This window comes from Leeuwenhoekiella obamensis, assembly GCF_055391795.1.
This window is the reverse complement of record NZ_AP029251.1, coordinates 2353398-2375182: the sequence shown is the minus strand read 5'-3', so window position 1 is coordinate 2375182 and position 21785 is coordinate 2353398. Positions and strand designations below refer to the sequence as shown.

Here is a 21785-nt window from a genome sequence, read left to right as displayed (position 1 = left end):
TAAACACTCTTTTAAAATGAAAAAGGTAATTTTTTGCGCGGGGGCGCTTATGTGCGGGGCAGTTATGTTTGCACAGGACAATGATGCGACTACAACTCAAACTGGTTCTGACCACGATGCTTCTGTACATCAAGTAGGAACAACTAACGTTGCGACTGTAGATCAAACAGGTACTGACAACGATATGATGTCTGAGTCTTATGGAACTAGCAACATGGTAGACGTAGATCAGACTAACTCTGGTAACGACGCTTTTGTAACTCAAAAAGGAGGTGAGCAAAATAGCGCGACTGTAAACCAGTCTGATATAGATAACAATGCATATATAATGCAAGGAAATGGTTTTGCAGCTGTAGGAAACCAAGCTACAGTTACTCAATCTGGGTCTACAATGGCAGGTGATGGTAACGTTGCTCGAGTAGAGCAAACTTTTGATCAGAGTATGGCTACTGTAGATCAAATAGGTGATAGCAACGAGGCTATGGTAAAACAAGTAGGTAAGCCTAATGATGCTGGTGCACCTAACGGAAACTTCCCAAGAAACACAGCTGATGTAGATCAAAATGGTTATGATAACCTTGCTTGGGTAGAGCAAACTTCAAACAGTCTTACTGAAACTGGTAACGTGGCTACAGTAAACACTGTAGGAAATAGCAACCTAGCTGTTGTAAAGCAAGTTGAAGCTATCAGTAATGAAGCTACAATTAACCAGAATACAAGCTTTGCATCTGCATACATCACTCAAACTTCAGACGGTAACAGCGCAACTATTACTCAAACAGGTACAGATGCAACGCTAAGTTCTCCAGAAGATGTAGCTGTTATCAATCAAGAGGGAGGTACAGGAAACATCGCTTCAACTGAGCAAATGACTGGTGAGTCTGATGATCCAGGAAGTTTTGCTTACACTGGTCAGACTGGTAATGATAACGAAGCTTTGGTAGTTAATCAAGGAGGAAGAATCCAGAAGTCATTCATCATTCAAGAAGGAGATGATAACTACGCTAAAGTTGAAAGACAAGGTGGTTTTAGAAACTACTCTGATATCTATCAAAATGGAACTGATCATGAGGCTTTTGTAAATCAATCTTGGTCTTACAATGACTCTTTTGTGAATCAGTATGGTTCTGGTCATATGGCTGACGTTAACCAAGATGGAGGTGGCGGTAATACTGCTGAGATTCTTCAAGAGAATACTGCTAGTGGTATGACAGGTCCTGACACAGTTAAGAAAGCTGCTGCTGACTACACTCCAGCGCCTCCAGCAGGTGTAACTGGTGCAACTGGATTCTAAGATATTATTAGATTTTAAATGAGCGGGCAATACTATTGTCCGCTTTATTTTAAAAAAAATATAATGAAGAATTTATATCTAAGTGCTGCGGCATTGATGTTTGGATTGTTTGTGACTGCTCAGGAGAATCAAGCTTCTGCAGATCAAAACGGGACATTAAATGATGCAAAGGCACAACAAATTGGAGAGAAGAATAAAGTCTTGGTAGAGCAGAATGACAAGGATAATTATGCTAAGACTTTTCAAACTGGTTTGAGAAATTATGGAAAAGTTGATCAAGATGGATTTGCTCATACCGCAAATCTTGAGCAATACGGTACTAGAAACGACGGGCGTATCATTCAAAATGAAGGTGTTGATGGAGTAACTGGTCATGAAGCTTGGCTTGTTCAAGGAAGTGCAACTGACGCAGGAGTAGGTAATGTTTCAAGAATTGCGCAGTCAAGTAGAAACCCTGTGATAGGAGGGAATAAAGCATATGTGAATCAGTTATTTGATGACAACCGCGCTATTGTTGCTCAAGATGGCAACAATAATGAGGTTGAAGTTATGCAAGATGCTTTTGCTAGCGATCCTAATGCACCTCGAGCTGGACACAGTAATAATGCGCAGATTTTACAAGCTCAAAATAACAACAAGGCCTTTGTTGATCAAATAGCAACTTCGGCTGATGGTCTTGAAAACTTTGCTCGTGTAGAATCTAGAGGCGAAGGAAACTATGTAGAGATCGAGCAGAATGGTGAGGGGAATACTGCCATTGCGAACCAAGGATTGAGAGGTTTGCTTAGTAGTGCTACAAATAGCGCTTTAAGCTCATCTGCTTTATCTTCTTGGGCTGATACTATGAGTACGTATGATGAAGCTGATCATTTTGGGTCTCAACATGGTTCTACATATCAAACTCAAATAGGAGAAGGAAATGTTGCTCAAACCCATCAATTTGGCTCAGGACTTTATTCACCAGGAAGCACAGCAGAAAAGAATAACATCGCTGTTCAAACCCAAGTAGGAGAAAGTAACCAAGCTTATGTTTTGCAAAATAATACCTTGAGCGGTACAGCTGATGGTAATTATGCAGATCAAAACCAAATGGGTGAAGAAAATATTGCAATAACATCTCAGCAAGGCAACAGAAACGAAACTTTTGTGACGCAAAAACAAAACGGAAATTACTCTGAAAACACGCAAAGAGCAGTTGAGAATTACGCAACTATTTATCAAGATGGTGAGATGCTTGAATCATACTTAACGCAGTCTGGATCTAAGGATCAAGCGTATGTTTCTCAGTATGGAAATGGTCATATCTCAACTATTACACAAACTGGAGGAAGTGGTAATACCGCTACTGTTTTGCAAGATAATACAGGAGGAACTAATGGAAATGCTACTCCGGGAATGAGGGATTCATCTTTGTCTCAAAGAACAATGAGTGCTTTACCTGGAAGAAACTAAAAGTTTAAAAGGTATCCATGATGTTATTGTTGTAAAGGCGATAACAAAAAATAGGAGGTGCAAAAATGCACCTCCTATTAATGCTAAAAATTATAAGGAATCTATGAAAAATCTGATTTTAAAGTCGGTGGTGGTTTTGAGCTTGCTTTTTGCAAATGCAATACAAGCACAGTCATATTCTGATCCTAAGAACGAGGTTGCAAAAGGTCTGGATAAAGAAGTTGAGGCAACTTTGGTTCAGCAGTTGACTTCAGATCAAAACGCTACTAGAACAAGCACGGCAAGAACTACAAGTGCGGTTTATCTGCGACAAGTGGGTTTTAATAATCAAGCAGATATTCAGTCGCAATCTAGTGCTACAAACATTGTAGTTACGCAAAATGGTAATAACAACGATGTTGATCTAGACTATAAAGTAAATTCTGTTGAAGCCACTGTTGTACAAAACGGCAATGGAAATAGAGTGAGAGATTATGTGCTTGATAAAAATAAGGATGTTGAGTTTAATCTTACTCAGCAAGGAACTAATCTCACTTTTGACAAATTCGGGTCAAATTCTATGACAGATAAAATAGAATTCACGCAGACAGGCGCTAATAAAACGATCATTGTAAGAAGCTTTCAGTAAAACTTGAGGATAACAAGAATTATCATATTGATCTCTTTTTGGCTTATAGCCAAAACATCTTACAGCCAACTTCTCAACAAAGAGGTTAAGGCAAAGATTAATGTGGAGCAAAATAGCGAGTTTATTGAGTTTACCGCTCTTGCGGAAAATCTTACGCTGGCAGACATGAGTTTGCAATATGAGTTTTCAACTTTTACGAAAGATGAAAACGGCAACACATCTAAAAATTCACAAGGAAATCGCTTTGTCCTTGAATCTCAAAACATAAAGCAACTCTCTAAAGTGACGATAAACGCAGCCGAGGGAAAACGCACGATCATATTACTGCTTATATACGACGTAGATGGCAAGCCTATGGGTCAAGATCGTATTGTGATCAATGATGATCCTGATGCTGGCACAGATAGGATTGTGGTGCAAAAGGAAGAAAAACAGCAAGAAAATAGCGCTCAATATCAAAGTCAAGATATGGCAAAACCTCAAGATGGGATTTTTATAGAAGGGCTTGTTGTTGAAAATAGTATCACTAAAGTGGGAAGAGATTTTTATACGCTTTTTTATTCAAAATATTACCTGTCTGGATTAAAGTCTGGGAAGAATATAATTATAGACGAAGAACCAGCCAGAGGAAGAATCACAAGAATTTCGGTTAAAGTAGAGAATCAATTAGTGTGGCAATTTTTTTCAAATCCGTCGCGAGATTTTTTAAAGAAACAGGTGGAGGTCGCTTTTCAAAAAGTGATCGCCAGACTTCAACAGATAAGTAAAACTCAAGAAAGCATAACTAGATATTAATCATGAAACACATTTTTATTTTACTTTTTTTAGGCTTTAGCGTTAATGCGATGGCTCAGCAATTTTCTTATAAACCTGTGAATCCCGCTTTTGGAGGAGATACCTTTAATTATAACTGGTTGCTAAGTTCTGCGACAGCGCAAAATGGCTTAACCGCACCTAAGGATAAACAGGAAGAAAAGTCTGAGTTAAGCAGTTTTGGCGAATCTTTAAGCAGGCAATTGCTTAGTCAATTTTCGCGCACGCTTCTTAATTCACAGATCGAGAGTATAGGTAACTTAAAAGAAGAAGGTGTTTACAAATTAGGAGATCTTAATGTTGAGGTTTTTGAGTCAACAGAAGGTCTTGTAATAAACATTCTTGACACATCTACAGGAGAGACAACCCAAGTCATAGTTCCAAACTAATTACAAATTGATTCAATGAAGTTTACAAAGTGTATAGTCCTTGTGACTATCGTGGGATTATTGCAGTCCTGCGGAACATATTTTAATCAGCCATTTGCTCAAAATTCGGCAAGAGTAGGAGAGCGATCTAAGAGTACAAATCTACTTGAAGGGCTGCCAGAAGCGCAACAACCCGTTGAGGTTGCTGTTTATAATTTTAGAGATCAGACCGGGCAGTACAAAGCTGTTGAAAACGGTAGTACATTTAGTACGGCGGTAACTCAGGGAGCGACTACTATTTTGCTTAAAGCATTAGAAGATAGCGGCTGGTTTATCCCAATAGAGCGCGAGAATCTGGGGAATCTTACCACAGAGCGAAATATCATTCGCAATACAAAACAAGAGTACATTAAAAACCTTAATCCTAATGAGCCGCCTTTACCACCGCTTAAGTATGCAGGTATACTTTTGGAAGGAGGGATAATCTCTTATGATACAAATATCGTTACTGGTGGAATTGGTGCAAGATATTTTGGTTTAGGAGGTTCAGCAAGATATCGTCAGGATAGGATCACCCTTTATTTACGAATGGTTTCAACCAGTAATGGTGAGATATTGAAAACCGTTTATGTTTCAAAAACCATTCTTTCTCAGGCGCTAGATGCTAACTTCTTCAGGTTTGTGAAATTTCAACGTTTGCTAGAGGCCGAAACTGGAATTACGCAAAATGAGCCGGTACAGTTAGCTGTAAAAGATGCGGTAGAGAAGGCTGTACATTCACTAATTGTAGAAGGAGTTCAAGATGGATACTGGTCTGCAAAAGGTGGTAGAGAGATAAATGATACGCTTGTCGCGAAATATGTTGAGGATAAAAAATATGAAGAGTCAATAGATCTTTATGACAGAGTCTATAAAGAAAGAGATTCTAAACTTTCTCTAGGTATTTCTGGCGGAGCAAGTTTAATAGATGGGGATTATGCAGATCAGCAATTAGGCTTTATGGGGAGACTTGGTCTTAAATATAAGCTCAATGAATTCTTTAGTGTTGAAGGTGCTGCCACAGTATCACAATTAGATAACGGAATGCAATTTTCAAGTAAAATCGCTGCATTAGATCTTAACGCACATCTTAATATTCTACCTAAGGATGATTTTGCACCTTTTATTTATGCCGGTACAGGAATGCTCACCAATTTAGAAAATACAGGAGAAGTAAAGAAAAACACTTACGTGAAATTTCAATACGGAGCAGGCCTTGAGTATTTCGTTTCTAATAGCTTCGGAGTAAAGGTTTTTGCAGAACACAACATCACATTCACAGATTACTTAGATAAAGTTGTAAGTGGTAAACGAGATGATTTCTATCTCAATTTTGGCGTAGGCCTTAACTACTATTTTAAATCTTCTAAGAAAAAAGAACGCCCAGTCATAAATATTGAAAACTAATGAAAAAGATTATTACATACTTCTTTTTTGCAGCATCCTTGTGTTATTACGGGTGTAGCGAAGACCGAATAGAAGGAACAGGCGAAGGAAAATTAACAGGTACGGTAGTAATTAAAACAACTAACGAACCGGTTGAGAACGTTAAGATCACAACCACTCCTGCAAGTACAACTGTTTTTACTAATGCAGATGGTGATTTTGTAATTAACAGTATTGAGAATGATGAATATTCAGTAAAAGCTGAGCTTGATGGTTATTTAACGGCATTTGAAGCGGCAACTGTACTTGTGGGAGAAACAAGTAATGTGGTTATTGAATTGCAAACATCTAATGAAAATAATAGATCACCTAAAGAGCCGCAATTGCTATCTCCTGCAGATGGAGCTACAGATGTAACTACAGAAGCAGAATTTATCTGGTCTTCTAGTAAAAATGATGACGATGATCTTACTTATATTCTAGAATTAAGAAATAGTGCTTCGAATGATGTTGAAACATACGAAGTTGTAAATGACACAACTTATGCTGTAAATGATCTCGCTCTAGGCGTAAAGTACTTCTGGCAGGTAAGTGTAAATGATGGTTTAAATGCAGAAGTTCGCAGTTCTGTGTCTCAATTTAGCACTCAAGCTCCACCGTCAAACCAGTACCTCTTTACACGAATGATAAATGGTAACAGTGTTATCTATTCAGGAGATTTTAGTTTAGAATCTAATGAAGGAAGTGAGTTTAAATTAACTAGTGAAAGTTTTAATAGCTTCAGACCTAAGAGAAATTTAAATACAGATAAGATCGCATTTTTAAGAACAACAGGAGAAGGCGTGCATATTTACACAATGGATCTGGATGGCACTAATGTGAAAAAGATCACGTCAAATATTCCTGTTAATGGTTTCCGTATTGATCAAATCACATTTGCTTGGGCAGAAAGTGGAGCAAAGATTTTCTATCCTAATTTTGATAAACTGTATAGCATCGACCCAGATGGAGGCGGTGTAGAATTGATCTATAAAACGGCTGATGGTAGTTTTATCAGTGAGGTCTCTACATCTGATCTTAATACAAATGTAATCGCTGTGAAGACAAATGACTTTGAAGGTTATAACGCTAGGATATTCACGGTTAATCTACAAACATCTGCTGAGCAAGATGTGATCTTTGAAAATATGCCTGGAGCTGTTAGCGGGATTGATATTCAGGATAATCTTGATAAAGTGATTTACAGTTATGATGTTTCGGGTTCTGAGAATACGATTTATAGAAGATTTCAAAGCAGGATCTTTATTTATGATATCGCAACTTCTAGCGAAGAGCAATTAAATACTGATGTAAATGCGGGAGATAATGATCTCTTCCCGCAATGGTCTCCTACAGAGGGTAGTGTGGTCTTTACACGTGCTGGTAATAATATTGGGAGCACGCCTAGCGTATATCTTATTGGTTTAGATGACGATTTTAACAATGCGGATAAGAAATTGTTCAACAACGCATCTCAACCTAACTGGGAATAAATAGTGTATAAAATGTTAAATACCATAAAGCGTCCCATCTACAGTGGGACGCTTTTATTTACTATTTTTGCGACATATTTTTACAAGCATGAGTGAAAACGTCTCAAAACGTTATGCCCAGCGTGGTGTTTCAGCGGCAAAAGAAGATGTGCATAAAGCCATTAAGAATGTAGATAAAGGTCTTTTTCCTAAGGCTTTTTGTAAGATCATTCCAGATCATTTAACCGGTAGTGAGGATCACTGTCTTGTGATGCATGCAGATGGAGCTGGTACAAAATCATCTCTGGCTTATATGTACTGGAAGGAAACAGGAGATATTTCTGTCTGGAAAGGGATCGCGCAAGACGCACTCATCATGAATATTGACGACTTACTTTGTGTAGGCGCGACAGATAATATTCTGCTTTCTTCAACCATCGGTAGAAATAAAAATCTTATTCCTGGCGAAGTCCTTTCCGCTATTATCAACGGTACAGAAGAGCTTATAGAAGAGCTTGGTAATTTTGGCGTAAGCATAAAAAGTACAGGTGGCGAAACTGCAGATGTGGGCGATCTTGTACGCACGATCATTGTAGATAGCACGGTTACAGCAAGAATGCGCCGTGATGAAGTGATAGATAATGCTAATATTAAAGGAGGCGATGTAATTGTTGGTTTAGCTTCTTTTGGTCAAGCCAAATACGAGAAAGAATACAACGGCGGTATGGGAAGTAATGGTCTTACTTCTGCGCGTCATGATGTTTTTAGTAAGAGCCTTGCGGCGAAATTTCCCGAGAGTTTTGACGATGCAGTGCCAGAAGAATTAGTTTATTCTGGTGGTAAGTCATTGACTGATGCTGTAGAAGATAGTCCGCTTGACGCTGGTAAATTGGTGCTGTCTCCTACAAGAACGTATGCGCCAATTATTAAGGAGATCTTTAACCAGATTGATAGAAAAAATGTACATGGAATGGTGCATTGTAGCGGTGGTGCGCAAACTAAGATCATGCACTTTGTAGAAGGTTTGCATGTGATTAAGGATAATCTTTTTGAAATTCCACCGTTATTTAAACTCATACAACAAGAAAGCGGTACTGAGTGGAAAGAGATGTACCAAGTGTTTAACATGGGCCATCGTATGGAATTGTATGTAGAAGAAGAAATTGCAGAAAAATTAATTGAGATCTCAAAATCATTTGGCGTAGATGCTAAGGTAGTGGGCAGAGTAGAGAGCGCTGAAAAAAATAAACTTACGATCGAAAGCCCTTATGGCACTTTTGAATACTAAATTTTAAACCTACCATATTTTGAAACTTCGCTCACTTCTATTTACACTATTTGTATTGGTTTGTGCTTCTAAAGCATTCTCTCAGTTTCAATTTCCATTGCCTGTAAATCCTCAATATTTTGCAGATTGGGATAAGAATCAAAGACAAAAAGAGATAAAGTCTCAATGGGTGAAAAAGAACAGAGCCGGCCTTGATCTTAACGAGGTTGCCTTTGTAAACTGGAATGCCGGTGGTGCAAATTCTGTTTCTGCTCTTGCAGAAATGAGCTTTGAGCGTAATTATAGTGATATCATGACTAAGTTTCGTAACCGTCTTGTGATGCGTTATGGTGTGAACAGTCAAGAAGATCGCGAACTTAGAAAAACTGACGATAAGCTAGAATTCAACTCAGAGTTTGGACATCGTAAGGATTCTTCAAGCAATTGGTTTTATTCTGCTAAACTTCGTTTACAAACACAGTTTACAAACGGTTATAATTATCCTGATAGAGATAATCCTATTTCAAAATTCATGGCACCAGGTTATGGATTTCTTGGTGTGGGAGCAGAGTATGGTAAGAAATTAGAAAATCTTTCAATTTATCTTTCTCCTGTAACGTATAAAGCAACATTTGTATTTGATCAAGATTTGGCAAATAAAGGCGCTTTTGGTGTAGAAGGCGCTCAATATAATGAAGCTGGCGAAATCATTAGAGAAGGAAAAACAAACCGTAGTGAGGTGGGTATTCTTGTGCAAAGTCAATTTAATGCACGCGTGGTTGAGAATATCGCACTATCTAATAACGTAACTTTTTACACAGATTATCTTAATAGTTTCGGTAATGTAGATGTTGATTGGGAAGTGAATTTCAACTTCAAAGTTAACAGCTTTGTACTGGCAAAACTGGGCTCGCACCTCAAATATGATAATGATGTGAAGTTTACTGAGAAAAATGATGCCGGCGAAACGATCGCCATGGGAGCAAGAACTCAGTGGAAACAACAATTAGGTATAGGCGTAATAGTTGATTTCTAATACTTTTGACTTACTTTTGCACTCTTGATGCATACAAGAGATGTCCCTAAAACCCCTATCATTTTTATCTAAGAATCTAGTGATTCTTGGTATTGTACTAATTCTCGTCAATCTGGCGGTTATTTTCTTTGGTACCATAGAGCATAGCAGATTGATACGGCTAGTAACCATTTGCGTAGTTTCAGCTATATTCTATCTTAAGAGAAGTGCTAACAATTTCTGGATCTTAGGTGTACTTTGTCTATTTGTCGTAAGAGATCTTTTCTTTCAATTTTATGAAAATTCTTGGGGATACAAAGGGTATCTCACGTTCGGTATTTTGGCGTATGCCACATTAATAGCAGAGCGCTTACCAAAGCTTAAAGATATTAAGATCACAAGTGGTTTTGTGCTTATCACTAGCGGACTTATCGCTGCTAATACCTATACCTTGTACTCCATCATGGAGATGTTGAGCTACGATTTTAATGACGCGCTAGAGGTGGTTTTATTCTATCTTTTTGGTGCTGTGATGATGATCATGGCGGTTGTGGCTATAAGCTATAACAACAAGTTTAATAGCACGCGCTCGCTGCTGTATAACTATCTGGTTTTTGTCTTCATATTCTCTGATGTTGCCGCGCTCATGGCATATTATTTTGGACTTTTTGAGTTTTACTATGTAGATCGTGCATTTATGATTACTGGCGTTTTGTTGCTGGTAAATTATGGTTCAAACTATCAAAGTGCAAAAGAAGAGTTTTATCAATACGAGATGATAGATAAGAAGCTTTAATAGGCTTTCGCCAAAAGAAATCTGCCACACGAATTCACTAAAAGAATTGTAAATCATACACTGATTTTTTTAGCTTTACGCTAAAAGTAATCAGCATGAAACAATTATTAGGAATAGGATCAAGAATCAAACACGCAGACCACGGCGCTGGTGTTGTGACAAATGTAACTTCAAAGCATTATTGGGTAACTTTTATTGAAAGTGGCCTTGAAACATTGCCACTAGATGAAGAGTTTGAAGTAGTTGAAGCCGTAGAAGATGAGGTAGATTCTGTAAGCTTTTATGAGGTTGAAAGTACACTAAGAAAGCTCCTGAAAAAGTATAGCGACATTAGTGAGATCGTGCCTATAGCAGATAAATACAAAGGCGGAAAATTTGTTCTTGTGCCAGCAGATGAGAATCTTGCGTCAAAGGAAGTAGGCATTGAGACCTTTTTTCATAAGATCGTGATGGTAAGAGATCGCCTGCGTGTGATGGAACAAAAGATCAATAGCAGTAAAAATCTTGATGATACTGAAAAGATAGACCTGCAGCAATATATCACAAGAATTTATGGGAGTTTGACAACCTTTAATGTCTTATTTAAAAATAACTCTCAATCCTTTAAAGGCGAAAGTTCTAAGAAATAACTATATTTCAAAACAATAACCTAATCAATTAAAATTATATGGAAGAAGTTCAACTGCCTGTTGAAACCGTTTCAACGCTTTCGCAGGAGCGACAAGTTGCATTTTACCGCAAAACGTATATGCACGTTGCACTAGCTGTGCTATTATTTATCGTGGTAGAAACTATTTATTTTCAAATTCCACCATTGCTAGAATTTGCTTTGTCTTTAACTGATGGTTGGACGTGGCTTTTACTTCTAGGTGGATTTATGTTTGTGACTAATTATGCTGAGAGAACAGCCTTAAAAAGCTCAGATAAATCTAAGCAATACTTAGCGCTGGTATTTTATGTACTTGCAGAAGCATTTATTTTTATACCGCTAATATTCATCGCGATCATGACTGCAGAAGAAGGCGGTTTTCAGATTCTTAATCAGGCAGCTGTGTTGACATTGTCACTTTTTACGGGTCTTTCTGCCATTGTTTTGCTGACTAAAAAAGACTTTAGTTTCTTAAAGTCTATAGTTGCAGTTGGATTTTTTATCGCGCTGGGACTTATGATCGCTGGTGTCGCTTTTGGATTTAATCTTGGGCTTTGGTTTAGCGTTGGGATGATCGTCCTTGCGGCAGGTTCGATTTTATATCAAACTTCAGATATGATCCACAAATATCAAGAAGAGCAATATGTTGCTGCAGGTTTAGGTCTGTTTGCTTCTTTAATGTTACTATTCTGGTATATTTTGAGCATTCTTTCTAGAGACTAGAAAAAATACAGATAATAAAAAAGGCGCTCAATGAGCGCCTTTTTTTATGAGTTGATCTCTTTGTTTAAATTCTTGATCGTCGCTTCAGGATCGTCCGATTTAAAAATATAGCTTCCGGCGACTAAGGCGTCTGCACCGGCATCAATAAGCTGTTTTGCATTCGCATCGCTTACGCCTCCATCTATCTCTATTATAGCAGAAGAACCGCTCTCTACGATCGTTTGTTTTATTTGTTTCACTTTCGCGAAAGTGTTATCAATAAAAGATTGCCCCCCGAAACCTGGATTTACGCTCATCACAAGAATAATGTCAATGTCTTTGATAACATCTTGAAGTAAACTGGTGTTTGTATGTGGATTTAAAGCAACGCCGGCTTTCATACCGTGAGATTTAATCTCTTGCAAAGTTCTGTGTAAATGTGGGCAAGCCTCGATATGAACTGATAGATTATCAGCACCTAGATCTGCAAAATCTTTAATATAACGTTCTGGCTGGATTATCATCAGGTGAACGTCTAACGTTTTTTTGGCGTGTTGAGCAATAGCCTTAACCACCGGCATCCCAAAAGAAATGTTAGGAACAAAAACACCATCCATCACATCTATATGAAACCAATGTGCTTCACTGTTATTTACCATCTCAATATCGCGCTGAAGATTAGCAAAGTCTGCGGCGAGTAGGGAAGGAGCGATAATTTTAGTCATAGAAATGTGGTTTTTATCAAAGATAAAGGATAAAATTTATTTTGGGTTTAACCCAAAATGAAAAATCCCCGGTAATCAGCCGGGGACCATTCATCAATCAAAAAACGAACAGTTATGATGAACTGTTGTTACTGTGTATATTGTAAAAGCTCAATGCTTCTTTTTCAAATCTAAGGCGAAATTTACTAATTTTTTTTTAGTTAATCACGCATTTAACCTTGCTATAACGTATCAGCCTAAATATGTCTTAAGAATTTTGCTGCGTGATGTGTGTTTAAGACGGCGAATTGCTTTCTCTTTTATTTGGCGCACACGCTCACGAGTAAGATCAAAAGTTTCTCCTATTTCTTCTAAAGTCATAGGGTGCTGATCACCAAGACCAAAATACAATCTTATAACATCTGCTTCACGAGGAGTTAATGTCTCAAGAGCTCTCTCGATCTCAGTCTTTAATGACTCGTGTAGCAATTCTCTGTCAGGATTAGGTGACTCACCGCTACGCAAAACGTCATAAAGGTTACTGTCTTCTCCTTCAATAAGAGGAGCATCCATACTTACGTGACGGCCAGCGTTTTTAAGGCTTTCTTTCACGTCGTTGATGGTCATGTCTAGCTCTTTCGCGATTTCTTCAGGGCTAGGAGGACGCTCGTTTGCTTGCTCAAGAAAAGCATAGGTCTTATTAATTTTATTAATAGAACCAATCTTGTTAAGTGGTAAACGCACTATACGAGATTGCTCTGCCAAAGCTTGAAGGATAGATTGTCTAATCCACCATACCGCATAAGAAATAAACTTAAAACCTCTAGTTTCATCAAAACGTTGAGCAGCTTTAATAAGCCCCATGTTCCCTTCATTAATAAGGTCTGGAAGCGTAAGCCCTTGGTTTTGATATTGCTTTGCAACCGAAACTACAAAGCGTAGGTTAGCTTTAGTCAACTTCTCTAACGCACGCTGGTCACCCGCTTTAATACGCTGTGCCAGTTCCACTTCTTCATCTGCAGTAATAAGGTCTACTTTACCTATTTCCTGAAGATACTTGTCCAATGACGCGGTCTCTCTGTTAGTGACCTGCTTGGTGATTTTGAGTTGTCTCATTTGACTACAAAAACAATTAGATTAGATAATACAGTGTGATTCCTGTATAGTCTTATACGTAAGCAGGTCAAAAAATGTTACAGAAAGGTTAAACCATTTTGAAAATAATTTTTAATTGATTATAAATCAATTAATTGCAAAATGTTAAAATTTAATTTTTAGTTCACTAAGACTTAGACCCTTACGTGTCCGTCTCCGTAAACGTAATATTTGTTTGTTACTAACTGCTTCAAACCTAACGGTCCTCTATGATGTAGCTTGTCTGTACTTATCGCCAGCTCTGCGCCAACGCCCATCTGACCGCCATCTGTAAAACGCGTAGAAGCATTGTGATAAACCGCTGCACTATCTACAAGTTCCATAAAGGCATGAGCTACATCTTCATCTTCGGTAAGTATTGAAGCACTGTGGCCACCGCTGTATTTATTGATTCTATTTACAGCTTCGTCAAGACCTGTTGTGGTATCAATCAAGATCTTTAATGCTAAGAATTCCTCATACCATGTTTGATCAGATGGTATTTCTTTGGCTTCCGCCAAAAGAGGTTTTACTTTGGCTCCAGCCAAAATATCTACATTCTTACTTTTAAGTACTTCTCCTAGTTCCTTAACCTTAGCCTCAAATTCTGGAATGTTCTCATCGATAAGAACTTTATCTAAAGCATTACATCCAGAGATTTTATCAGTTTTTGCATTTACAATAACCTCTACGGCTTTCTTCCAGTCTGCATTTTTATGAACGTATAAAAAGTTATTACCACGGCCACTTATAAGAACAGCACATTTAGCATGTAGTTTTACAAACTCAATTAGGCGTTCGCCTCCACGAGGTACGATAAGGTCTAATGGTCTTCCTGGATTTTTCAAAAACTCTTGAGTTTCCTCACGATTAAGTTCTAGCATTGTGATCCAGTCTTCTTCAAGTCCATTTGCTGCTAACGCTTCGTGCCAGCATTTCACTAGGATCTTGTTACTGTGATATGCTTCTTTGCCACCTTTAAGTAAGATCTTATTATTTGCTTTAAAAGCTAAAACCGCTGCTTCTATCGTAACATCTGGTCTACTTTCATAAATAATCATGATAGTCCCAAAAGGAGCTGTTCGGTTTACGATATTCAGTCCGCTATCTAGTGTTGTGTTAGAGATCTCACGATTTACAGGATCGTCTTGATCTTTAACTTCCTTGATAGCTCTTATCATATCGTCCACCTTAGCATCGTTCACAACCAGACGGTCATAAAGCGCTTGATCATCACGATTAAAAGCTTCTAGATCTTTTTTATTTGCTTCAATTATTTCGTCACGTTTAGTGTCTATGATATTGATCATAGATTCTAATACGTCATTTTTTTTCTGTTTATTTAAAATTTGCATTTCTGTTTTTAAGCTTGAAATTTTGTTCCTATTTTTCTTCCATCTAAAATGTCTACGATGACATTTTTCCTCTTTCCATCAGCAATATAGGTTGTGATGTCTTTTTTGGCGGAAGCCTTAGCAATCTTAAGTTTGCTTTTCATCCCGCCTCGACCTTCACCTTCAGCTTTAGAACTTTCTTGTACGTATTGTTCTACAGGTTCTTCTGGGTGAACTTCATTTAATTTTTCTGAATCCTCATCATCTGGATGACCAGTATAAAGTCCATCAGTATCTGTAAGCAGTATCAAAGTGTCTGCTTGCGTTAATTCTGCCACAAGACTTGCCAATTCATCATTATCAGAGAACATAGACATGGTAAGTGATACAGCATCATCCTCATTTGCAATGGGTATGATACCTTCGGCTAACAAGCCTTCGTAGCACTTAATCATGTTCTCGCGGTGTTTACCTGGGGCAAAATCTCGTTTTGTCGCAAGTACCTGCGCACAGCGCATACCGTAATTATTGAAGAGACTATAATAATGTCTCATCATTCTAGGTTGACCTACAGAAGAAAATATCTGTCTTCTTATCGAAGGATCTTGCTGTGCGCAGTCACCCAAAATCTCTTTACCAGCAATCGCTGATCCAGAGGATACTAAGATTGGCATAATGCCTCGTTCATAAATTTCTGCGATCTGTCTTACAAGTTCCTGTAGTACGGGGCCAACAATTCTATTATCCCGGTTTGTCATAACGTTGGTACCTACCTTAATTACGACACGGGGTGTTTGTTTTTCAAAATTCATGATTCTTCTCCTAGTTCTGTTGCTCTGTTAAATGCCGCGTATGCAGCTTCTTTAATTAATTCTTTTACATTATTATCTTCCATGCTGTCAAGAGCAGCTTGGGTTGTTCCACCTTTTGAAGCAACACGATCCATCCAAGTCTGGGGTGAAAGGTCTGATTCATTAAATAATTTTACTGCTCCTTCAAAAGTTTGAGAAACCAATACTCTTGAATCGTTTGAACTAAAGCCCATTTTTAATGCAGCTTCCATCATAGATTGCATGAAGTAGAAAATGTAAGCAGGACCGCTACCAGAGATACCAGTAGATTTGTCAATGTAATTTTCATCCTCTACGTGTATAGATTCTCCTGTTGTGTCTAGTAGATTTCTTACCATAATAAGTTCTACGCGACTTACATCTTCAGATTCTGTATATGAAGTAACTCCTTTTCCTACTTTAGCGGGAAGGTTAGGCATTGTGCGTACTACCTTAGAAACTCCAAGACCATCTTGAATAGTTTTAATAGTAACACCTGCCATTAGTGATATGACCACTTGTTCATCACGCACAAGGTCTTTAATGTTTCCAAAGAGCTCTTCGGCGTGATATGGCTTTACTGCTATAAAGATCATGTCTGCCACTGGCACACATTCTTCTATATCATCATAAACTGCAAATTGATCCATTTCTTGAAGTTTCAATCTTTTTTCGGCTGAAACATCAAAAAGCATCAATTTTCTTTTGTTGAGATATGGCGAAGCTGCCATTCCCTCTGCGTAGGTTAGGCCCATATTTCCAGCGCCTAATACCAGTACTTTCATTACGTGTGTTTTTGTTTTTATAATTCGCTCTATTAAGCGCAATGACCGTGCGAGGCTGCCAAAAACCCTGTGTCAGGTACTTATTGAGAAAAATAAACGCTGTTAGGCCTTATTCTCTTTGGCTTAAAGCCAAATAGCTAAACAAATGTTAAAGAAATTACGGTAAACTGCAGTTTTGACACTTTTCGCCGAAAAGGCACATTTTACTGAAAGAATGACAGAAAACGAAAAAAGGCGCCACAAGGGCGCCTTTAAGAATTATATCAAAAAATAACTTAGTCGTTATTGCGATTACGGTTGCGATCGCGGTTGTCACGATTTCCACCACGTTTGTCGCGGTTTCCATCACGACTACCACTGCGCTTGTCGTCGCTACGTGGAGCACGTTCTTTGTAACCTTCTGGCTTAGGAAGGATCGCTTTGCGCGAAACTTTCTCTTTCTTAGTTCTTGAGTCAATACCGAAGTATTTAACATCGATGATATCGCCAAGATTTACAACATCAGTAACATTGTCCGTGCGTTCCCAAGCTAGTTCGCTAATGTGAAGCAATACTTCATTTCCTGGAGCGTCAGTATATTCTACAACAGCACCAAAGTCTAGAAGCTTGATCACTTTTACTTCATAAACGCTACCTACTTCTGGTTTGAAGGTGATAGAGTCAATCTTAGCAAGAACGGCGTTGATACCTTCTTGACCAGTACCAAGGATCTCAACAATTCCTTCTTCAGTCTCAGGGTCTTCGTTAATAACGATAGTAGTTCCTGTTTCTTTTTGAAGTTCTTGGATCACTTTACCACCAGGTCCTATAAGTGCACCAATGTATTCGTTTGCGATACGAGTGGTAACCATTTTAGGAGCATACTCTTTAACGTCTTCACGAGGAGTAGCAATAGTTTCGGTGATTTTGTCTAGGATGTGTAAACGGCCATCGCGCGCTTGTTTTAAAGCATTTACAAGAATCTCATAAGAAAGACCTTTTACTTTAATATCCATTTGACAAGCAGTGATACCATCTGCAGTACCAGTAACTTTAAAGTCCATATCACCTAAGTGATCTTCATCACCTAAGATATCTGATAGAACTGCGTATTTTCCTGATTCACCATCAGAGATCAATCCCATAGCGATACCAGAAACAGGTTTCTTAAGTTGAACACCAGCATCCATCATTGCCATTGTACCTGCACAAACGGTAGCCATAGAAGAAGAACCGTTAGATTCTAAAATCTCAGAAACAACACGTACAGTGTATGGGCAATCTGCAGGAACCATTCCTTTTAAAGCACGTTGTGCTAAGTTACCGTGACCTACCTCACGACGAGAAGTACCACGAATAGGACGCGCTTCACCAGTTGAGAAAGGAGGGAAGTTGTAGTGAAGATAGAATGTTTCTTCACCTTCATAAGATGGCATATCAATTTGATTTGCCTCTCTAGATGTTCCTAAAGTAACCGTTGCTAATGCTTGAGTTTCCCCACGTGTAAAGATCGAAGAACCATGTACGGATGGCAAATAATCAGTCTCACACCAGATAGGGCGAATGTCTGTAGTCTTACGACCATCAAGACGAAGACCTTCATTTAAAGTAAGATCTCTTACTGCAGCTTTTTCAGCTTTGTAGAAATATTTAGAAACTAAGTCTCCAAAATCTTCTAATTCCTCTTCAGAGAAAGTAGCTTTTACTTCTTCTTTGATAGCGTCAAAAGCAGCACTGCGCTCATGCTTAGATGAACCAGCTTTTGCTACTTCATAAACTTTATCATAAGTAAGTTCACGAACTTTTTGCTCAAGTTCTGCATCTTCACGCTCTGGCTCGTACTCACGAGTTTCTTTTTTACCGAAAGCTTCAGCTAAACGCAACTGAGCAGCGCACTGTACTTTTATCGCTTCGTGTGCAGCTTTGATCGCTTCAGTCATTTCTTCTTCAGAGATCTCGTTCATCTCACCTTCTACCATCATTACAGAATCTGCAGAAGCACCAATTACCATATCAATATCAGATTCGGCTAACTGAGCGCGTGATGGGTTGATGATGAATTCTCCATTTACACGACCTACGCGAACTTCAGAAATTGCGCACTCAAAAGGAAAATCAGAAAGTTGGATCGCTGCAGAAGCTGCAAGACCTGCCATAGCATCTGGCATTACATCCTCGTCATGAGACATTAACTGAATCATAACCTGAGTCTCTGCGTGATAATCTTTTGGGAAAAGTGGGCGAAGAACGCGGTCTACAAGACGCATTGTTAAAACTTCACCATCACTAGGGCGAGCTTCTCTTTTAAAGAAGCCTCCAGGGTAGCGACCTGCTGCCGCAAATTTTTCGCGATAATCTACTGTTAAAGGAAGAAAATCAACATCACTTTGCTTGTAGTTAGAAACTACCGTACAAAGCAACATACATTTACCAGATTGAACTACAACAGAGCCATGAGCCTGTTTTGCTAGTTTACCGGTCTCGATAGAGATCTCTCTACCATCGCCAAGGTCAATGACCTCTTTGTAAGTTTGTGGAATCATATAATGTTTTTCATCGTTTTCACACTTGCGTGCGAAAGGTTAAAATAAATGCCTCTTTGAAATCAGTTGAGGCTTGTGTTGTTGTGTTGTGTGTTGTAGTGCCTAAACCAATGAAAAACTAAGGGTAGCTTTTGTGTCCTAGTTAAAGGATAATCTGTAAAAGAACAAAAGGGGCAAAAATGCCCCTTTGTGAATTATTTTCTTAAACCTAATTCCTTAACGATCGCACGGTAACGGTTGATGTCTTTTTTAGTAAGATAGTCAAGTAAAGCTCTACGCTTACCTACTAGCATTACTAGAGAACGCTCAGTGTTAAAATCCTTACGGTTTTTCTTAAGGTGCTCAGTTAAGTGGTTGATACGGTAAGTAAACAAAGCGATCTGTCCTTCAGCAGAACCTGTATCGTTTTTTCCTTTTCCGTGTTTTTCAAAAATTTCTTCTTTTGTTTCTTTAGTCAAATACATGCCAATATTCTTTTAAATGATTTTTATGTACTAAACAGGCTTTTCCTGTTTAAGGGCGCAAAGATACTCTAAAAAATAACTTTGCAAAACCTGAATTTTAATTAATTACGCACCGGCTGGTTTCTGATCAAATCTAGATATAGATTCACTTGTTTCTTAAGCTCTTTTCTATGAACGATAAAATCCATAAATCCGTGTTCTTTAAGAAATTCAGATGTTTGGAAACCTTTAGGTAATTCTTTACCAGTTGTGTCGCGTACAACACGAGGACCAGCAAAACCTATTAGCGCACCTGGTTCAGCAATATTTATATCTCCTAGCATCGCAAATGATGCTGTTGTACCACCTGTTGTAGGATCTGTACATAATGAGATATAAGGTATTTTGGCATCAGCCAACTGTGCTAATTTTGCAGAAGTTTTTGCAAGCTGCATTAATGAAAGTGCAGCCTCCATCATTCTTGCGCCACCAGATTTTGAAATTATCATAAGTGGTACATCGTTCTTTAAAGAGTAGTCTGCAGCACGGGCGATCTTCTCACCTACAACTGATCCCATAGATCCACCGATGAATTTAAAATCCATAGCGGCGATCACAAGATCTTTGCCCATACTTTTTCCTACTGCTGTACGAACGGCATCCTTAAGTCCTGTTTTATCCTCTGCTTCTTTAAGGCGATCAACATATTTCTTGTTGTCCTCAAAGTTTAATGGGTCTTTAGAGCTTAGGTTTTTGTCCAGTTCTTTGAATTTACCTTCGTCAAAAAGAATGTCAAAATACTCCTTACTTCCTATGCGCACATGATAGTCGTCTTCTGGACTTACATAAAAATTGCGCTCTAATTCTTCTGCATCAATGATTTTTCCTGTTGGGGATTTATACCAAAGCCCTTTAGGAACATCTTTTTTGTTTTCGGTGGCAGTTTGTATGCCTTTTTCCTTACGCTTAAACCAAGCCATAAATTAGGGTATGATTCAACCTTAAGCTTATGCTTAAAGTGTATTTACATTATTTAGATCTTCAAAAGCTTTTGTAAGCCTTTTGCTAAAGTTATCTTCTCCTTTGCGTAACCATACGCGAGGATCATAATACTTCTTGTTAGGGGAATCTGGGCTAGTAGAGTTACCTATTTGCGCTTGAAGGAAGTCTGCATTTTCATCCATGTACATACGTACACCTTCTGCGTAAGCCCATTGAAGATCTGTATCGATATTCATTTTTATAACACCGTATCCTATCGCTTCGCGAATTTCTTCTACGGTAGATCCGCTTCCTCCGTGGAAAACGAAGTCTATTTCATTTTCGCCTACACCATAATTCTTAGTTACGTAGTCTTGTGAGTTTCTAAGGATTTTTGGCGTAAGCTTAACATTACCTGGTTTATATACACCGTGTACGTTACCAAATGCTGCAGCGATAGTAAATTGATCACTTACCTCTTTAAGTTGCTCATAAGCATAAGCTACTTCTTCTGGCTGAGTGTATAATTTAGAATCATCTACATCTGTATTGTCAACACCGTCTTCTTCACCTCCTGTAATACCTAGCTCGATCTCTAGTGTCATATCCATCTTGCTCATACGCTTAAGGTATTCTTTGCAGATAGCGATGTTCTCTTCTAGAGGCTCTTCACTAAGATCGATCATGTGAGAGCTATAAAGTGAGTGACCGTGAATTTTGTAATATTCTTCACTTGCGTCTAATAGACCGTCGATCCAAGGTAAAAGTTTCTTAGCACAGTGGTCTGTGTGAAGGATTACTGTTGCGCCGTATGCTTTTGCAAGTTCGTGAACGTGCTTAGCCCCAGCGATACCACCTAAGATAGCAGCTTTTTGACCTTCGTTAGACAAACCTTTACCAGCATTAAACTGTGCGCCACCGTTAGAAAATTGAATGATCACAGGGCTGTTAAGCTTTGCTGCAGTTTCTATAACAGCGTTTACTGTTGTAGAACCTATTACGTTTACCGCAGGAATGGCGTAACCATTTTCTTTTGCGTGCTTAAATATTTCCTGTACTTGTCTTCCAGTAGCAACTCCTGGTTTAATATTATGACCCATTTTTTGTCTTTTTAAATTTTAAGTGAGGGCGT

The 21785-nt window shown here is 38.4% G+C and carries 21 protein-coding genes; 12 read left to right on the top strand and 9 right to left on the bottom strand.

Annotation, left to right across the window (positions count from 1 at the left end):
* Positions 1 to 16: 16 nt before the first annotated feature.
* The 12 genes from ACZ5L8_RS10530 to ACZ5L8_RS10475 all read left to right on the top strand — a co-directional run bounded on the left by ACZ5L8_RS10530 (position 17) and on the right by ACZ5L8_RS10475 (position 11941).
* Positions 17 to 1294: a hypothetical protein gene (locus ACZ5L8_RS10530; RefSeq protein ID WP_464437289.1), complete on the top strand. Its 1278-nt coding sequence runs from the start codon at positions 17 to 19 to the stop codon at positions 1292 to 1294.
* Between the two features lie 63 nt (positions 1295 to 1357).
* Positions 1358 to 2746 carry a hypothetical protein gene (locus tag ACZ5L8_RS10525; RefSeq protein WP_464437287.1) on the top strand — a complete coding sequence of 463 codons (1389 nt, stop codon included), beginning with the start codon at positions 1358 to 1360 and terminating at the stop codon, positions 2744 to 2746.
* A gap of 103 nt (positions 2747 to 2849) precedes the next feature.
* Positions 2850 to 3374 (top strand): hypothetical protein, encoded by a 525-nt coding sequence (locus tag ACZ5L8_RS10520; protein WP_464437286.1) that lies wholly within the window; start codon positions 2850 to 2852, stop codon positions 3372 to 3374.
* A gap of 3 nt (positions 3375 to 3377) precedes the next feature.
* Positions 3378 to 4169, top strand: coding sequence for a CsgE family curli-type amyloid fiber assembly protein (locus ACZ5L8_RS10515; RefSeq protein ID WP_464437285.1), 792 nt, complete (start codon positions 3378 to 3380; stop codon positions 4167 to 4169).
* 2 nt (positions 4170 to 4171) lie between these two features.
* Entirely contained in the window at positions 4172 to 4576 is a 405-nt protein-coding gene (locus tag ACZ5L8_RS10510) for a curli production assembly/transport component CsgF (RefSeq protein WP_464437283.1), read from the top strand.
* A gap of 15 nt (positions 4577 to 4591) precedes the next feature.
* Positions 4592 to 6001 (top strand): CsgG/HfaB family protein, encoded by a 1410-nt coding sequence (locus tag ACZ5L8_RS10505; RefSeq protein ID WP_464437280.1) that lies wholly within the window; start codon positions 4592 to 4594, stop codon positions 5999 to 6001.
* Positions 6001 to 7512, top strand: a complete 1512-nt coding sequence (locus ACZ5L8_RS10500) for a carboxypeptidase regulatory-like domain-containing protein (protein ID WP_464437279.1) — start codon at positions 6001 to 6003, stop codon at positions 7510 to 7512. Before ACZ5L8_RS10505 ends, ACZ5L8_RS10500 begins: the two co-directional genes overlap by 1 nt.
* 88 nt (positions 7513 to 7600) lie before the next feature.
* Entirely contained in the window at positions 7601 to 8779 is a 1179-nt protein-coding gene (locus tag ACZ5L8_RS10495) for an AIR synthase related protein (RefSeq protein ID WP_464437277.1), read from the top strand.
* A gap of 19 nt (positions 8780 to 8798) precedes the next feature.
* A complete protein-coding gene (locus tag ACZ5L8_RS10490; protein ID WP_464437275.1) occupies positions 8799 to 9794 on the top strand; it encodes a DUF3078 domain-containing protein in 996 nt (331 codons plus the stop codon).
* Positions 9795 to 9834: 40 nt separating this feature from the next.
* Positions 9835 to 10569 carry a hypothetical protein gene (locus tag ACZ5L8_RS10485; RefSeq protein ID WP_464437273.1) on the top strand — a complete coding sequence of 245 codons (735 nt, stop codon included), beginning with the start codon at positions 9835 to 9837 and terminating at the stop codon, positions 10567 to 10569.
* Between the two features lie 95 nt (positions 10570 to 10664).
* Complete coding sequence (locus ACZ5L8_RS10480) at positions 10665 to 11198, top strand: hypothetical protein (RefSeq protein ID WP_464437272.1); 534 nt, start codon at positions 10665 to 10667, stop codon at positions 11196 to 11198.
* A gap of 38 nt (positions 11199 to 11236) precedes the next feature.
* A complete protein-coding gene (locus ACZ5L8_RS10475) occupies positions 11237 to 11941 on the top strand; it encodes a Bax inhibitor-1/YccA family protein (RefSeq protein ID WP_464437270.1) in 705 nt (234 codons plus the stop codon).
* A gap of 44 nt (positions 11942 to 11985) precedes the next feature.
* Here the strand turns inward: ACZ5L8_RS10475 and rpe are convergent, their stop codons facing one another.
* The 9 genes from rpe to fbaA form a co-directional block, all read right to left on the bottom strand.
* Positions 11986 to 12645, bottom strand: coding sequence for a ribulose-phosphate 3-epimerase (gene rpe / locus ACZ5L8_RS10470; protein ID WP_464437268.1), 660 nt, complete (start codon positions 12643 to 12645; stop codon positions 11986 to 11988).
* Positions 12646 to 12876: 231 nt separating this feature from the next.
* Positions 12877 to 13740, bottom strand: coding sequence for a sigma-70 family RNA polymerase sigma factor (locus ACZ5L8_RS10465; RefSeq protein ID WP_462597376.1), 864 nt, complete (start codon positions 13738 to 13740; stop codon positions 12877 to 12879).
* Between the two features lie 173 nt (positions 13741 to 13913).
* Positions 13914 to 15113 carry a glutamate-5-semialdehyde dehydrogenase gene (locus ACZ5L8_RS10460; RefSeq protein ID WP_464437265.1) on the bottom strand — a complete coding sequence of 400 codons (1200 nt, stop codon included), beginning with the start codon at positions 15111 to 15113 and terminating at the stop codon, positions 13914 to 13916.
* Between the two features lie 8 nt (positions 15114 to 15121).
* Positions 15122 to 15904, bottom strand: coding sequence for a glutamate 5-kinase (proB, locus tag ACZ5L8_RS10455; RefSeq protein WP_464437263.1), 783 nt, complete (start codon positions 15902 to 15904; stop codon positions 15122 to 15124).
* Positions 15901 to 16707, bottom strand: a complete 807-nt coding sequence (proC, locus tag ACZ5L8_RS10450) for a pyrroline-5-carboxylate reductase (RefSeq protein ID WP_464437261.1) — start codon at positions 16705 to 16707, stop codon at positions 15901 to 15903. The genes proB and proC overlap by 4 nt, the downstream gene beginning before the upstream one ends.
* Before the next feature lie 275 nt (positions 16708 to 16982).
* Complete coding sequence (locus ACZ5L8_RS10445) at positions 16983 to 19229, bottom strand: polyribonucleotide nucleotidyltransferase (RefSeq protein WP_464437259.1); 2247 nt, start codon at positions 19227 to 19229, stop codon at positions 16983 to 16985.
* Between the two features lie 194 nt (positions 19230 to 19423).
* Positions 19424 to 19693: a 30S ribosomal protein S15 gene (rpsO, locus tag ACZ5L8_RS10440; RefSeq protein ID WP_462597381.1), complete on the bottom strand. Its 270-nt coding sequence runs from the start codon at positions 19691 to 19693 to the stop codon at positions 19424 to 19426.
* Between the two features lie 101 nt (positions 19694 to 19794).
* Entirely contained in the window at positions 19795 to 20652 is an 858-nt protein-coding gene (accD, locus tag ACZ5L8_RS10435; protein ID WP_462597382.1) for an acetyl-CoA carboxylase, carboxyltransferase subunit beta, read from the bottom strand.
* A 33-nt stretch (positions 20653 to 20685) separates the two neighbouring features.
* Complete coding sequence (gene fbaA, locus ACZ5L8_RS10430) at positions 20686 to 21753, bottom strand: class II fructose-bisphosphate aldolase (protein WP_464437257.1); 1068 nt, start codon at positions 21751 to 21753, stop codon at positions 20686 to 20688.
* Positions 21754 to 21785 lie beyond the last annotated feature (32 nt).

Coding starts and splice junctions, on each gene's coding strand:
- ACZ5L8_RS10530 (WP_464437289.1), top strand. CDS start 17: ATGAAAAAGGTAATTTTTTGCGCGGGGGCGCTTATGTGCGGGGCAGTT.
- ACZ5L8_RS10525 (WP_464437287.1), top strand. CDS start 1,358: ATGAAGAATTTATATCTAAGTGCTGCGGCATTGATGTTTGGATTGTTT.
- ACZ5L8_RS10520 (WP_464437286.1), top strand. CDS start 2,850: ATGAAAAATCTGATTTTAAAGTCGGTGGTGGTTTTGAGCTTGCTTTTT.
- ACZ5L8_RS10510 (WP_464437283.1), top strand. CDS start 4,172: ATGAAACACATTTTTATTTTACTTTTTTTAGGCTTTAGCGTTAATGCG.
- ACZ5L8_RS10505 (WP_464437280.1), top strand. CDS start 4,592: ATGAAGTTTACAAAGTGTATAGTCCTTGTGACTATCGTGGGATTATTG.
- ACZ5L8_RS10500 (WP_464437279.1), top strand. CDS start 6,001: ATGAAAAAGATTATTACATACTTCTTTTTTGCAGCATCCTTGTGTTAT.
- ACZ5L8_RS10495 (WP_464437277.1), top strand. CDS start 7,601: ATGAGTGAAAACGTCTCAAAACGTTATGCCCAGCGTGGTGTTTCAGCG.
- ACZ5L8_RS10485 (WP_464437273.1), top strand. CDS start 9,835: ATGTCCCTAAAACCCCTATCATTTTTATCTAAGAATCTAGTGATTCTT.
- ACZ5L8_RS10480 (WP_464437272.1), top strand. CDS start 10,665: ATGAAACAATTATTAGGAATAGGATCAAGAATCAAACACGCAGACCAC.
- ACZ5L8_RS10475 (WP_464437270.1), top strand. CDS start 11,237: ATGGAAGAAGTTCAACTGCCTGTTGAAACCGTTTCAACGCTTTCGCAG.
- rpe (WP_464437268.1), bottom strand. CDS start 12,645: ATGACTAAAATTATCGCTCCTTCCCTACTCGCCGCAGACTTTGCTAAT.
- ACZ5L8_RS10465 (WP_462597376.1), bottom strand. CDS start 13,740: ATGAGACAACTCAAAATCACCAAGCAGGTCACTAACAGAGAGACCGCG.
- ACZ5L8_RS10460 (WP_464437265.1), bottom strand. CDS start 15,113: ATGCAAATTTTAAATAAACAGAAAAAAAATGACGTATTAGAATCTATG.
- proB (WP_464437263.1), bottom strand. CDS start 15,904: ATGAATTTTGAAAAACAAACACCCCGTGTCGTAATTAAGGTAGGTACC.
- proC (WP_464437261.1), bottom strand. CDS start 16,707: ATGAAAGTACTGGTATTAGGCGCTGGAAATATGGGCCTAACCTACGCA.
- ACZ5L8_RS10445 (WP_464437259.1), bottom strand. CDS start 19,229: ATGATTCCACAAACTTACAAAGAGGTCATTGACCTTGGCGATGGTAGA.
- rpsO (WP_462597381.1), bottom strand. CDS start 19,693: ATGTATTTGACTAAAGAAACAAAAGAAGAAATTTTTGAAAAACACGGA.
- accD (WP_462597382.1), bottom strand. CDS start 20,652: ATGGCTTGGTTTAAGCGTAAGGAAAAAGGCATACAAACTGCCACCGAA.
- fbaA (WP_464437257.1), bottom strand. CDS start 21,753: ATGGGTCATAATATTAAACCAGGAGTTGCTACTGGAAGACAAGTACAG.